This is a genomic window from Psychrobacter urativorans, from assembly GCF_904846695.1.
Taxonomy (GTDB): domain Bacteria; phylum Pseudomonadota; class Gammaproteobacteria; order Pseudomonadales; family Moraxellaceae; genus Psychrobacter; species Psychrobacter urativorans.
Map to the genome: position 1 here is coordinate 180984 of NZ_CAJHBR010000003.1, position 15103 is coordinate 196086.

Annotated in this window: 13 protein-coding genes; all 13 read right to left on the reverse strand. The window is 41.3% G+C overall.

The features are described 5' to 3' along the window. Positions 1-106: 106 nt before the first annotated feature. Entirely contained in the window at positions 107-823 is a 717-nt protein-coding gene (gene pyrF / locus JMY09_RS04040; protein ID WP_256932770.1) for an orotidine-5'-phosphate decarboxylase, read from the reverse strand. Positions 824-940: 117 nt separating this feature from the next. Continuing rightward, the gene (locus tag JMY09_RS04045; protein WP_201622304.1) at positions 941-1354 is read right to left on the reverse strand and encodes a LapA family protein; all 414 of its coding nucleotides are present in this window, start codon (positions 1352-1354) and stop codon (positions 941-943) included. A 71-nt stretch (positions 1355-1425) separates the two neighbouring features. Continuing rightward, positions 1426-1725, reverse strand: coding sequence for an HU family DNA-binding protein (locus JMY09_RS04050; protein ID WP_201622305.1), 300 nt, complete (start codon positions 1723-1725; stop codon positions 1426-1428). 309 nt (positions 1726-2034) lie between these two features. Continuing rightward, complete coding sequence (rpsA, locus tag JMY09_RS04055) at positions 2035-3726, reverse strand: 30S ribosomal protein S1 (protein WP_201622306.1); 1692 nt, start codon at positions 3724-3726, stop codon at positions 2035-2037. Between the two features lie 329 nt (positions 3727-4055). After that, a complete protein-coding gene (gene cmk / locus JMY09_RS04060; protein ID WP_201622307.1) occupies positions 4056-4808 on the reverse strand; it encodes a (d)CMP kinase in 753 nt (250 codons plus the stop codon). Between the two features lie 124 nt (positions 4809-4932). Further along, a complete protein-coding gene (gene tadA, locus JMY09_RS04065) occupies positions 4933-5496 on the reverse strand; it encodes a tRNA adenosine(34) deaminase TadA (protein ID WP_201622308.1) in 564 nt (187 codons plus the stop codon). 6 nt (positions 5497-5502) lie between these two features. After that, positions 5503-6258 carry a uracil-DNA glycosylase gene (locus JMY09_RS04070; RefSeq protein WP_201622309.1) on the reverse strand — a complete coding sequence of 252 codons (756 nt, stop codon included), beginning with the start codon at positions 6256-6258 and terminating at the stop codon, positions 5503-5505. Between the two features lie 357 nt (positions 6259-6615). Then, positions 6616-9153, reverse strand: coding sequence for an ATP-dependent Clp protease ATP-binding subunit ClpA (gene clpA, locus JMY09_RS04075; protein WP_201622310.1), 2538 nt, complete (start codon positions 9151-9153; stop codon positions 6616-6618). Positions 9154-9827: 674 nt separating this feature from the next. Further along, on the reverse strand, positions 9828-10238 hold the full coding sequence (locus JMY09_RS04080; RefSeq protein ID WP_201622311.1) for an ATP-dependent Clp protease adaptor ClpS: 411 nt from the start codon (positions 10236-10238) through the stop codon (positions 9828-9830). Between the two features lie 97 nt (positions 10239-10335). Then, on the reverse strand, positions 10336-11313 hold the full coding sequence (locus tag JMY09_RS04085; RefSeq protein WP_201622312.1) for a hypothetical protein: 978 nt from the start codon (positions 11311-11313) through the stop codon (positions 10336-10338). 200 nt (positions 11314-11513) lie between these two features. Further along, the gene (argC, locus tag JMY09_RS04090; RefSeq protein WP_201622313.1) at positions 11514-12581 is read right to left on the reverse strand and encodes an N-acetyl-gamma-glutamyl-phosphate reductase; all 1068 of its coding nucleotides are present in this window, start codon (positions 12579-12581) and stop codon (positions 11514-11516) included. 77 nt (positions 12582-12658) lie between these two features. Further along, the gene (gene hemE / locus JMY09_RS04095; protein WP_201622314.1) at positions 12659-13795 is read right to left on the reverse strand and encodes a uroporphyrinogen decarboxylase; all 1137 of its coding nucleotides are present in this window, start codon (positions 13793-13795) and stop codon (positions 12659-12661) included. 109 nt (positions 13796-13904) lie between these two features. Continuing rightward, entirely contained in the window at positions 13905-15077 is a 1173-nt protein-coding gene (proB, locus tag JMY09_RS04100; protein ID WP_201622315.1) for a glutamate 5-kinase, read from the reverse strand. Between the last annotated feature and the right edge of the window lie 26 nt (positions 15078-15103).

Below are 15103 nucleotides of genomic sequence, written 5' to 3' on the forward strand. Positions count from 1 at the left end.
AATAAAAAATGTTAATTAGTTAACCTACCCCCTATTTATATAGGGCTAGAAACTAAAAAAGACAACTTTAAGCGTTGTCTTTTTTAATTATAGGCTTATTTGCAGATCAAATACTGTGCAATATTTGCTGTAACTTGGCGGTTGGATTAACTGCTTGAGTGATCGAACGTCCGATAACCAAATAGTCAGAGCCTTCTGCAAGTGCCTGTTTAGGGGTGCAGATACGTTGCTGATCATCATTACTATCTTCTGGCAGACGTATACCGGGCGTAATTAGCTTAAAGTCATGACCACACAGTGCCTTGATCACTTTTGCCTCTTGCGCTGAACATACTACCCCATCAAGACCTGAGCGTTGAGTTAACTGAGCTAAGCGACTGACTTGAGTATCTAAATCACTTTCCACTCCAATCTGCGCTAGCATAGTCTGATCCATAGAAGTCAGGACTGTGACAGCGATGAGGAGCGTCTGATAATTGCCGTCTAGCAGACGTCGCTTAGCTAATGACATAGCTTTTTCGCCAGCGCTAGCATGGACATTAACCATCCACACTCCCATGTCAGCAGCTGCTAGAACTGCTTGTGCTGTAGTATTGGGAATATCATGGAACTTTAAGTCCAAAAAGACTTCAAACTGACGCTGATGTAGAGCTTCTACAATAGCAGGGCCTGAACGAGTAAATAACTCTTTACCTACTTTTAAGCGGCAAAGCGTTGGATCCAAGCTATCTGCTAATGCTAGAGCCTCAGCTATTGACGCGCTGTCTAAAGCCACAATAATTGGAGAAGTTATCTGCTTAGAAATTTGTAAATTATCAGTCATAGCGATGCCGTTCTATATCATATTTTAAATTAATATTACGCTAGGACATGTTGAACCTTCGATTACAGCAATGACTACCTAGGAAGATTCAACACGAATAAATAGTAACTATAACTATTAGTCAAGTTTACGTTTGCTCAGTACTGTTGCATCTGAAGGATTAGCAATTCTATTACTGTCATTATCGATACGAACATTAGAGGCACCATAAACCGCCTCTTCTACTGTTGGTGCGTTAGCTTGTCTATCTATAACTACCTTGGCCTGATCTAACTGCTCTTGTAGGCTATTATTCTGCTTTTGTAAGCGCGATATTTCCCACTTGTTCTGCAAGACTCGGAACATTAACAACGCTAATAGCATGCCGATGATAATACCTAAAATCATACAAAGTATGAGCAATAACCCTAAATTCATAGCAGGGGCTTGCGAGAATAGCAGGTTTACACCTATATCAGCATTATTGGCTAAGACTAAGCCTAATGCATAAGCAAAGCTCAAAAATAACAATATAAATAACAGAATACGCATGGTATAAACACCTTAACAGTAAGTATTAGAGACTAATTTAAAACAACTCGTTACCAATAAAAAGCCAATAGTTAAGCTATGGTGTCGTTTACTGCCTCACGCAAAGCTTTACCGGGTTTAAAATGAGGAATAGCTTTAGCCGGTACTGGAACGGTTTCTCCCGTTTTTGGATTACGACCCATACGAGCTCGACGATGATGAAGACAAAAACTACCAAATCCACGAACTTCTACTCGACCATCATTCGCTAAGGTATCTACCATCAAGTTTAGTATTTCGCGTACAGCATCATCTACAACCACATCAGTCATAGTGTCACAGTTAACACTTAAGTTATTGATAAAATCAGATTTATTAATCGTTTGTTGCATTGTTACGCTTGCCTTATTAGTAAATGGTTACGTTTGCCAATGGAATTTTGACTCAAGCAAAATTTAATTAGAGAGGTTAAAAATTTCTCTAAAGATGTATATTTACTATTTTACATTTAGTTACTAGTATTGTACATAGTAATAGGAAATTCGGTCAATATCAACAGAATATCATGATCTTAAACAGCCATGGTTTTTGGCCTTAATCCTATAAAAGAGTTAATAATCGTAAAATACAAATGCAAAAAGAGCGACCTAAGTCGCTCTCTTATAGTATTACTTATTGATCAGTGGTTATTAAAAAGCAGCTTATTGCATTTGCTCTTTGATCAAGTCACCGATAGTTTTTGGCTGAGCATCAGAACCTGGAGCAGCAGCAGTAGTGCTTGCGCCGCCAAGATCTTTAATTGCTTGACGCTCTTCAGCTTCATCTTTAGCTTTGATTGACAAGCTGATGTTACGAGTCTTACGATCAACACTGATGATTTTAGCTTCAACATCATCACCAACAGTCAGATGCTTAGTAGCATCTTCAACGCGGTCACGTTGGATCTCAGAGGCACGTAGATAAGCTTCTACTTCGTCTGCAAGCTCAATAGTTGCGCCTTTAGCATCAACTTCTTTTACTTTACCATTAACGATAGCACCACGGTCATTGTTAACCAAGTATTCGTTAAATGGATCTGAACTTAGTTGCTTAACACCTAGGCTGATACGGTTAGCTTCTGCATCTACAGACAATACCATAGCTTCTACGGTGTCGCCTTTATTGTAGTTACGGATAGCGTCTTCGCCAGTCTCATTCCAAGAGATATCAGATAGGTGTACTAGCCCATCGATACCGCCATCTAGACCAATGAAGATACCAAAGTCAGTGATTGACTTGATAGTGCCAGAGATTTTATCACCGCGCTCATGTTTCTTATCAAACTCATCCCATGGATTAGCAAGAGTCTGTTTGATACCTAAGCTGATACGACGACGTTCTTCATCGATATCAAGAATCATTACTTCAACTTCATCGCCCACTTGAACTACTTTAGATGGGTGGATGTTTTTGTTAGTATGATCCATCTCTGATACGTGAACTAGACCTTCGATACCTTCAGAGATTTCAGCGAAACAACCATAATCAGTAAGGTTAGTTACGCGAGCTTTAACTACGCTACCTACTGGGTAAGTACCGCCAACGTTATCCCAAGGATCAGTACCAAGTTGTTTTAGACCTAAGCTTACGCGATTGCGCTCACGATCAAACTTCAATACTTTAACTTTTAGGTCTTGACCAACTTCAACGACTTCAGATGGATGCTTAATACGACGCCATGCCATATCAGTGATATGCAATAGACCATCGATACCACCTAGATCTACGAACGCACCATAATCAGTAAGGTTCTTAACGATACCTTCGATCTCGATACCTTCTTCAAGCTTGTTCAATAGCTCTTCGCGTTCAGCTGAGTTTTCAGCTTCCATAACGGCACGACGACTAACAACAACGTTGTTACGCTTTTGATCAAGTTTAATAACTTTAAACTCTAGCTCTTTGCCTTCAAGGTGCGTAGTGTCACGAATAGGACGAACATCTACTAATGAACCTGGTAGGAACGCACGTACTGAACCGATATCAACAGTAAAACCGCCTTTAACTTTACTTGAAATAATACCTTTTACAATCTCATCATTGTCAGAGATTTTTTCAAGGATATTCCAAGTTTCAACGCGTTTGGCTTTTTCACGTGACAGTAAGGTTTGACCCATACCGTTATCAACCGCTTCAACCACAACGTCGACAGTATCGCCAACTTCAACTTCAAGTTCGCCTTCTTCGCTTAAAAACTCTTCACGAGCGACAATACCTTCAGATTTCAGACCAGTATCAACAGTGATCCAGTCGTTATCGATGGCCACAACAGTACCTGTAATAACCGAGCCACGCTCGATATCAAGACCTGTTTCTTCAATGCTCGCTTCAAATAGTTCAGCAAATGATTCCATTATGTCTACCTTTGTATAGCCGTATCCTGTCCAGCACAGTACGGATCAAATTTATGAATACATAAAACGAGATACTGGTTTTATATCCTACATATTCATATAATAAAACAGTTGTTGCTAGTAAGTTTAAAGCGGTAACTCACTAGCAACAACAGTCTCAGCCTACTCAAACTCTATAATGCGGTTATGTATTTTCTACTAAATAACCCTACGCAAGCTATGTCATTCTAATTACTGCAATTTTATAGTAAAAACCCTATCTTTAGAAGATGTTTTACGTAGCTATTGCATTTATTTTTATACTACTAAAAATCTTTAGCTATTTATAACTAATCGCAACAGATACCCTTGGCTTGACAATGGCTCTTTATCTGCTGATAAACTTGTTGTGCATTTAGTGCTGAGCTATCGATTACTAGTGCATCTGCTGCCGGCTTCGATGGCGCAATCGCGCGATTCTCATCACGATCATCACGAGCTTTAATCGTTGCTAAAATTGAGTCATAACTTGCATTCTCTCCAGCATCCGTCAACTGGGTTACTCGGCGCGCTGCACGGGCTTGGGCACTAGCAGTCAGAAATACTTTAGCGTCGGCATCTGGAAACACTACCGTCCCCATGTCACGACCATCAGCGACTAATCCTGAACGACTGGCCATATCTTGCTGCAGTTGCAATAGCGCCTGACGAACTTGTGGGAATACCGCTACTTGTGAAGCATAGCCACCAACAGTTTCATTACGAATATCAGTACCGATTAAAGTGCCATCAACTAAAATATCTACATTGCCAGTGGCTTCGTTCGGCTTAAAGCTAATAGCTAACTTTTGAGTTAAAGCCGCAATAGCTTGTTCATCTAATAAGCTATCTGCTAATAGGCCAGCTTCAAAAGCCTTGAGTCCAACTATGCGATATAAAGCTCCCGAGTCTAGGAGTTGGTAATCCAGCTCTTTGGCTAAACGCCATGCTGCCGTGCCTTTACCTGCACCGCTTGGCCCATCAATACAAATAACTGGATAGCGTAGCACTTGGCTACTTTTATCAGCAGCTTTAGTATCAGATAATGACGTAAAAGCAGTCATAGAACTCACTTATAGGCACTCAGGGTAATGTTAGCTATATATTTTTCACAGCCAAATAGGCGCATATTATAGCAAATAAATAGGACTACCACTAGCCTAGTGACAGCAATTTTGTTTATTAATATTATTGTGGTTTATTTTTCTTAGCTGCTTTTCGGCGCTGACGAAAGAAGGCTTTTAGCAGCTGAGCACTAGACTCGTTCAGCAAGCCTCTATTCACCTGCAATTGATGGTTATAAAAATCTTTACTACTCAAGTCCATTTGACTACCTACCATACCTGCACGAGGCTCAAAAGCGGCATAGACCAACCTATCAACACGGGCATGAATCATGGCCCCAATGCACATTGTACAAGGCTCTAGTGTCACATATAAAGTAGTCTTTGGCGCTAAGCGGTAGTTATTCAAATGCTGACAAGCTCCCCTAATTGCCACGATCTCTGCATGAGCTGTTGCATCGTGACGGCCTATAGGCTCATTAAAGCCATTACCAATAATGGCATTGTCATGAATCAACACGGCCCCTACTGGCACCTCACCACAAGCGGCACCTTGTTGTGCCAGCGTCAAAGCATAATGCATCCATTGAACATCTTGCAATGACCAAAACTTACTATTAGCGAGCGACTGGCTTATTGATGGCCAGTCATTTGGCAATCGTCTAAGGTGCTGAGAGTTATTATTCATCATTGGCTACTGCGGTAATTGCCAGTCAATAGGGGTTTTGCCATATTGTGCTAAATAGTCGTTAGTCTTTGAAAAGGGTCTAGTACCAAAGAACCCGCCACGATTGGCTGCTAGTGGTGAGGGGTGCACGGCAGTTAAGATAAGATGCTTATCAGTATTAATATATTTACCAGTTTTTTGCGCTTTACTGCCCCATAAAATAAATACTGTATGCTCGGTTTGTTGATTTATCACTTCAATAACCGCGTCAGTGAACTGCTCCCACCCTGCGTTTTGATGGCTATTAGGCTCGCCTTCACTGACCGTTAAAGAGCTGTTTAGCAATAACACTCCTTGTTCAGCCCAATACGTCAGATCGCCATGCTTAGAAGTAGCAGTACCGATATCCTGAGCCATCTCTTTTAGCACATTATTAAGCGAAGGTGGTTTAGGAATGGTCTTAGGCACTGAAAAAGATAAGCCCATAGCTTGACCTGGGCGATGATAAGGATCTTGGCCTAAAATGACTACTTTGACATGCGCTAAAGGCGTTAAGTTAAAAGCATTAAACATCAGATTGGCTGGCGGATAGATATTAGCCTCTGATTGATAGGCTTGTTTTAAAAAAGCACGCAATTGATCCATATTGTCAGAAGTTAGCTCTTCTTCCAAGGCTATTTTCCAGTCCTGTGGTAATCGCACATTATCCAAGATAGCTTTTTTTTCTGCTGCTGTTTTATTATTACTGACAGCTTCATCGTCATTTTTATCAAACAAATTCATAGCCTTATTCCTTTATTTATAATTTTATAACGGAGCGAGTTTACAGTGGCGCTAGGATAACGCTTTTTAGCCAGATTTACTGACATTTGCAAGTGCATTATTAAGCTAATTATAGTAGCAAAAAAATCGCTTGTTTTTCATTATTACCCTTAATAATTATAGCCAATAGTTGTATTTCATAGCTATATTAAATAACTATATTTAATAATAATAAAAACTTTGATACGACAAAAATCTGATACAAGACTGTTTGAATATAACCCTCTAGTAAGACAAATTATCTTAAGGCTGGGCAAATAGCAGCTATAAAAAAACGGCTACCGTAGTAACCGTTTTTTATAAAGCAAAAGCTCTAGCTTAGCTTGCTAATGATTCAGAGTCTGAACGTGGCTCATGGGTTTCGACTACTGTGAGTATAATACGGCTATCCGCTGAACCTTTATCACTATTTTTATCAAGGTTAACCGAGTCTGTATCCGCCGTTTTCTCTGGCTCTAAAGTGAGATGTACTACCCCACCGTTGACCAAATCACCAAACAAAATCATACTCGCCAACGGCTTTTTGATTTCGTCTTGAATCAGACGCTGCATTGGACGTGCGCCCATTAAACGATCGTAGCCTTTGTCCGCTAAGTACTCACGAACCTCATCATCAATCTCTAAAGTAACTTGCTTATCATCAAGCTGAACTTGCAATTCAACTAAGAACTTATCAACTACTGAGACAACCACTGATGCATCTAAAGCATTAAACTGGATAATTGCATCGAGACGGTTACGGAATTCAGGAGTAAAGACCCGTTTGAGTGCTTCATTATTATCACGGCTGTGATCCTGCTGAGTGAAGCCCATAGAAGAGCGACTAATACTATCAGCACCAACGTTAGTGGTCATAATGACAACCACTTGTTTAAAGATAGCTACTCGGCCGTTATTATCAGTCAAAGTACCATGATCCATGACCTGCAATAGCAAGTTAAAGACATCTGGATGCGCCTTTTCAATCTCATCAAATAACAAGATACAATGCGGATGCTGATTGATCTTTTCAGTAAGCAGGCCGCCTTGATCATAACCAACATAGCCCGGTGGTGCACCAATTAAGCGTGAAGCAGTATGAGCTTCCATATACTCTGACATATCAAAGCGTACTAACTCCACACCCAACAAATTGGCCAATTGACGCGAGACTTCTGTCTTACCAACCCCAGTCGGGCCAGCAAACATAAAGGAACCTATAGGCTTATCAGGTGATTTAAGACCGGCACGTGACAGCTTAATGGCGTCAGCTAGATTAGCAATTGCCTCGTCCTGACCAAATACTAAACGTTTTAGGTCACGGTCTAAGTGCTGAAGGATACTCTTATCATCACTGGATACTGACTTGGGTGGAATGCGTGCTAGCTTAGCGACGATAGCTTCAATATCACTTACATCGATTTTTATAGGTGCTTTATTACCCTTAACTTTACCAAGACCGGCTTGCTGCGTATCGTTATCAGAACTAGAATCATCGTTTGCTTTAGCAGCAGTAGCATCATCAAGCATCTGGTTTTCGATATCATCATCTTCATCATAATCTGACTCATCGATCTGTTTTTCTAAGTCAGCGATAAAGCTTTCTTCAGCTTGAATATCGTCGGCATCAGGAATCACTCCTAAACGCTTATAAGCACCCGCTTCATCGATAACATCAATTGCCTTATCGGGCAAGAAACGCTCATGGATGTGCTTAGCGGATAGCTGTACTGCACTTATCAAAGCTTCATCGGTATACTCAACATTATGAAACTCTTCATAACGCGGTTTAAGACCTCGCAAGATATCGATGCTCTCATCGATAGTTGGCTCTTTTACATCAATCTTCTGGAAACGACGTGACAATGCATGATCTTTTTCAAACACTTGACGGTACTCAGTAAACGTCGTTGAGCCTACACAGCGTAACTCACCGTTAGCAAGGGCGGGTTTGATAAGGTTAGACACATCCATATTACTGCTCATTGACGAACCAGCGCCAATAATCATATGAATTTCATCGATGAATAAAATAGCGTTAGGCTTGTTCTTTAGTGCATCAAGTAAAGACTTCATGCGCTTTTCAAAATCACCACGATATTTTGTACCGGCGATTAGTGCTCCTATATCTAGGCTATAAATCACACAGCCATTTAGCGGTTTAGGGGCTTTGTCATTAATAATCAACCAAGCTAAACCTTCAGCGATAGAAGTCTTACCAACGCCCGGCTCACCAACCAATAGCGGATTGTTTTTACGGCGGCGGCATAATACTTGAGCCGCACGTTCAATCTCTGGGCCACGACCAATCAACGGATCAGTCTTGCCTTCGGCAGCACGCTGATTTAAGTTAGTAGCAAACTCGACCAACGGATCTTTACTAGTCTTTTCAGAAGCACTACGACGTTCGCCAGTGCTCGATGCACGCGGCTCAGTTGACTCAGCCTTATCTTGACCATGTGACAAGTATTGAGTGAGTTCCAGACGACTGATACCTTGCTTTTTGAGCAAATAGACAGCATAAGTATCATGCTCTGAGAACATAGAAACTAAGATATCTGAGCCTTCAACTAAACGACCACCACCAATAGATTGCACGTGAAATATTGCCCGCTGCAAAATACGATCGAAGCTTTGAGTAGGTTGTGGTGACTGCTCTATGTCGACATCCACAGTCGGCGTATGCTTATTAATATAAGCTTCAAGTTCCGTGCGCAAACTTGAGACATTAGCATTACAAGCCGTTAAAGTATTAACAGCATGGGTGTTTTCCAGCAGTGCTAACAACAGATGTTCGACGGTAAGATACTCGTGTGATTTTTGACGCGCAAGCGTCATAGCTAAACGTAAAGACACTTCAAGATGACGACTTAACATAACGGATTCCTACGGTTATACTTATCTTTATAAGCGGATAGCTTTATGAGTTACTTGATTGTTAAATCAGGGCGGTAAACAGTTTGTTCAAGGGCGATGGCATCATTATTACGTAATAGTATCAAACGAGAACACGTTACTAACCGCGTTAATAATTATCATAGCAATGACAATAGACATGCATTCATATCAACATGATAAACGCTTAGAGTCAATCTTTTAAGCGCTGCTAAAGTGTATCAAAGCTTGTAACTAATGGCACAAGTTAGATTAGGTGTTGCTAATTTGTAGAAAAAATCAGCTATTAGAGTAGCAATGCTAGAGAACTAAAAAGATACTTTTATGAAAACTAGATAATGAAACTAAAGAGTAAAAAGTGGAATAATCGAACAGATAATAACGAATGATACTTATGCTGATGACAAGTAGTATATAAGGCTGTTTGGTGAGGAAATCAAGAGTAAATAATACGCTTATTATCAACCCTTAGTGTCAAGAAGTTAAGTTGGTTTGTGACAAGGATAAAGGACTTATAGATACAACACTTAGATAAAAAGCAACACTGATGACCGTGAGTCATGGCTAGCGAGGGCGCCAGCCATCATAAACTGGCATAGGTAACGAGATGAGCATGACTATGCGTGCAACCAACTACTATTAGCGAACGTTACTAATTACTCGCCTTGATGTGGTTCAATTTGGGTCAATAAAGGATAGCCTTCACGATGGGCTAGACTGTTGACCTTTTTGGCTTTGGTTTCGGCGATATCTTTTGGATATATCCCAGCGATACCTTTGCTGGTATTGTGAATAGTGAGCATAATTTCAACAGCAGAGTCTACATTATGACGAAATTCTGACTGCAAAATGTACACTACAAACTCCATCGGAGTGTAATTATCGTTGTACATCACCACGGCATACATTGGTGGCTTAGCTACTTCTGGCTCAGCAACCAATACATCTGCCTGCGGAGTAGTCTCGCCTGCAGGGTCGCTATCTTGGGCACGCTGATCTACTGGTATATTTGGAAAATGCCAGTCAGCTACGGTTTGCTCATAAGTCATTAAGGTCTGCTTTGTCATAAAATCAATTCAAAATTTATTGTTAAACAAGAGTAATAAAGCAGATAGTACCAATGGCCATTAACAAGTAATGACTATTATAAAAACATAACTATGGCTACTGCGACTGTTGCGGATTTTTTCCGTTGATACTGGCAAGTTTTTCACTACCTATAGGGCTTTGATCAACTTCTGGTAAGTCCATTAACGACAACGGCATACTATCTACCATAGCCCCTACTGTCCAGTTATAAAGCTGCTCAACCTCTTCATTACCCGCCTTCAAACTAAGCTTAACTTGTAGAGGCTTAAACCCAGCTGGCATCACAAAACGACCACGAATACGTACAATACCTTGGATAGAAAAACGCGAAGGATCTAAAGGTACTTCTACAAAATCGTCTTTATTTTGTAAGGTTAACACAGCGGTCAGAGTCTTAGCTGAGGCATCTTTACTAAGCATACCTATATCAAAACCGTATTCAAAAGCATTCTCTGGCAAAGGTTCAATTTTTGCACCAAGTACTTGCAAAGGCATCCCACCCTTTTCACTGATAAAATCAGCGTAGAACTCATTAAGTTGGGCTACTTGTTTACTCTCAACTTCTAACTCCTGCTTGCTTTGACGCAGCTCGTCTAAATTTTTCAGACTAATCGACAGCTCTTGTTTGGCTGTAGCCGCTGTACTAGCAAGAACTTTATTGCTCATACGCAAGTCTTTGAGCTCAGTAGTAGCCTGTTCGCTGTTCTCAATCACTTGCTTATTTTTAGAAGCTTGAGAGTAATAACCACTCTGATAACCTAGCTTGTGACCTAGCAATACTGCAACAATCGAAGTTACTAATATAGCGACCACGAATAAGGCTAACAGCAAAGTACTAGCACCGCTTTGTTGCCTACTAATACGGTGATGGTAATTGCTATTATAAGCAGTAGAAGGCATGCAGCTGTCTATTGTAGCGTCTGACACTAAGGTATCATCAGCAAGCGCACTAACTATAGTATTGGGTGCAGCAGTTGATGCTGTAGATGCAGGAGCGTAACACAACAATCGTGCAGGCTGCGAATGCAAGCGTAGGGCAGTCTTAACACGCATTTATACGGGTACTCTTAACAGTAAAGGCGAAGTATTATAACGGAATTTACCGTCAATACCTAGCATGAGGCTGTAACCACAGTGACTAAAGCGTAAAAGAGATTCAGTCATCAAATCCCCTATTTCATTAGTCATCAGCGCTTACAGTCATAAAAAATCTATCTAACAAACTATATAAAGCAACAACTAGCAACTTAGCGTTAAGGAACAATAGGGGCCGCATTTAGTCCCAAGCTTTCATTGAGACCAAACATAACGTTCAAGTTCTGTACTGCTTGCCCTGCTGCGCCTTTGACCAAATTGTCTTGCACGACCATTATAGTCAGCTCAAGCCGCTCATTATCTTGATGGACAGCTATACGCAAACGGTTGCTAGCACGCACACTACGGGTATCTGGATAGCTACCGCTCGGTAACACATCTATAAACCCTTCTTGTGCATAACTATTCTCAAATGCTTGCTGCCAATCGACAGCAGTGCCTGCCGCTGTTAGCTCTAAATGAATAGAGCTGAACATACCGCGTATCATCGGCACTAAATGGGGTAAAAAGCGCACACGTTGGCTGAATTTGCTGGCCAGTAATTGCTCAATGCCTTGCTCAATCTCTGGTAAATGTCTATGACCGGTGACTCCATAGGCTTTGAAATTATCAGTAACTTCAGCATAATTGAGTGCCAAACTTGCCTGCCTACCGGCCCCAGAAACCCCAGACTTTGCGTCGATTATAATGCGCGGCTCAATCAAACGCTGAGACTGCTCATTTTGCAAAGTAATAATCGGCTTTAGACCTAAAATAGCAGTCGTCGGATAACAGCCAGGATTACCTACTACTAAAGCGTTAGCAATCTTGTCACGGTTCAATTCAGGCAAGCCGTAGACCGCTGTCTTTAACAGTTCAGGACAAGCATGCGGCTGTTGATACCAATGCTCAAAATCTACCAAAGACTGTAAGCGAAAATCAGCCGCTAGATCTATGACTTTAACACCAGCTTGCGTCAGTGCTTGAGCTTGTTGCATAGCCACTCCATGTGGAGTAGCAAAGAATACCACATCGCATTTTTGTAAGGCAGCTAAAGTATCATCGCCCAGATCACTAAATACGATATCTGAGATACCGCGAAGGCTGGGGAATATATCGTCAGCGCGTCTGCCCGCTTCACTACGTGAGGTTAATAAGTCAATAGACACCTCAGGATGAGCAGACAACAAACGAATAAGTTCAATACCGGTATATCCTGTACCGCCGACTATAGCTGCTGAAATCATAAGTCTTCCTATTACTTATTTATATTACTTAACAAAATAATAATTAATAAACTACTGAGTTATATAACCCATAAAAGCTACAGTTTATAATCGTGTACGGCATCGATGAAGACTTTGGCGTTTTCAGGATTAACCCATTGAGTAATACCATGACCTAAATTGGCAATATAGCCTGTTTTTTCACCATTAGCATAAGCTAAGTCTAACATAGCGTTGACTTCTGCACGTATAGTCGCTGGTGAGCCATAAAGCGTTGCTGGATCTAAATTACCCTGAAGAGCCTTGCTACGCTGTACTTTTTTATTTTGCTCAGTAAGATGGCGTTGACTTTCAGTTAAGACTTGACGAGCGCGATCAAGTGGCATCGTCCAGTCTAGTCCTAAGGCATCAGCTTCACTATCAGCTTGCGTCTCTAGCCAGAGACCACCGCCTTTAGTAAATAACACTACAGGAGTATGCGGATGACGAACTTTTAGTTCAGCAACGATACGCTTATTATACGCATGCGAAAATTCAATAAATTGACGATGGCCAAGCGCTCCGCCCCAACTGTCAAATATCTGTACGATTTGGGCACCAGCAACGATCTGGGCATCTAAATAATCAACCACCGAAATAGCTATCTTATCAAGCAACTGATGCAAAAACTCAGGCTTACTATATAAGAAGCCTTTAGTATAACGATAATCTTTTGAGCTGCCGCCTTCAATCATATAAGTAGCAAGCGTCCAAGGGCTACCGGAAAAACCGAACAAGGGTACTTGGCCGTTTAGAGCCTTACGGATACTAGTCACCGCACGCATCACATAATCAAGCGAATCATTCACATCGAGCGTTGGCAGACGATCAAGATCTGCTTGCTCACGGATAGGATACTTAAATTTAGGACCTTCGCCAGCCTCAAAGTATAGACCTAGCCCCATTGCATCAGGAATAGTGAGGATATCGCTGAACAAAATTGCAGCATCTAAGTCCATACGACGCAATGGCTGTAGCGTGACTTCAGTAGCACGTGCAGTATCTTTGCACAAGCTCATAAAGTCTCCCGCCTCAGCACGAGTAGCTTTATACTCTGGTAAATAACGCCCTGCCTGACGCATCATCCATACTGGAGTAGTATCTACTGGCTCAAAACGTAGCGCACGTAGCAGTCTATCGTTCTTTAAAGGGGCGAAATCATGGTTAGACGTAGAATTTTGTTCTAAGACGCTCATGCCTAAATCTCCAAAATACAATAATATTTATTATTGTCAGAATTAAAATACTTATTATTAAAATAAAATCATTATCAAGACGGCTGCTATACAGTCGCTGCAATGGTCTTTACATAGATAAAGCTAAGTTATCGCGATGTACCATAACGATACGCTCTTCATTATTACCGAGAATTCTATCAAACTGTCCAGTGCGCTCACGAGCCACTCGACGTGCATCACTCGATGAAAAATTCACTTGGCCTACTGCTAAACGCTCACCAGTATCCTGATGAATAATCTGTACTACTTCACCTTCATCAAAATCGCCACGAACTTCAACGACCCCGACTGGTAATAAGCTTCTATTATTTTCAGTTATCGCTTTAGCAGCGCCAGCATCAATAATCAAAGTACCGGACATGCGTAGATGTGCCGCTATCCACTGTTTACGAGCAATAATTTTGTCTTGATCGTTAGTAGTTAGCAAAGTACCTACTGCTTCACCAGAAACTACCCGGGTGATAACATCATCGATAGCACCACTAACAATAACGGTCGGACAACCACCCATAGCCGCCAAACGACCAGCACGGATTTTGGTTAGCATACCACCACGACCTAATTTACCGCCGTCGCCAGCAATATCAAATAGATAGTCAGCCATAGCTCGTTCTTGACGAATCATTCTAGCATCAGGATTGTTACGTGGGTTATCAGTGAACACCCCTTCTTGATCGGTTAGAATGATGTATAAGTCAGCATTAACCATCGCTGCTGCCATCGCCCCTAGAGTATCGTTATCACCAAATTTGATCTCATCAATAGTAATAGTATCATTTTCATTAATGACTGGTAATACTCGCCACTCTAATAGCTGAGTCAGGGCGCTGCTGGTATTCAAATAACGACTACGGTTAGACAAATCATCGTGAGTAAGAAGCAGCTGAGAGCTTTGAATACCGTGTTGGATCAATGCCGACCACCAAGTTTCAATCAGACCCATTTGGCCAATAGAAGCACAAGCTTGTAGAGCGGCTAATTTCTTAGGGCGCTCATCAAGGTTCATGCGCACTACTCCTTCAGCTACGGCACCTGATGATACTAAGAGTACTTCTATCCCTTTGTTGTGCAATCTTGCAATCTGTTTTGCCCACTCGTAAATGGCAGTACGATCGAGACCCCGACCATTATTAGTTAATAGCGACGAGCCAATCTTGACAATAACGCGATGAATATCAAAGTTACGATCTTGTTTGATGAACCTTGCCTCTTCGGTCGCCTGTTCCCTGTCAACTGCCATAAAAACTCCTGTATGTTGCAAAAATT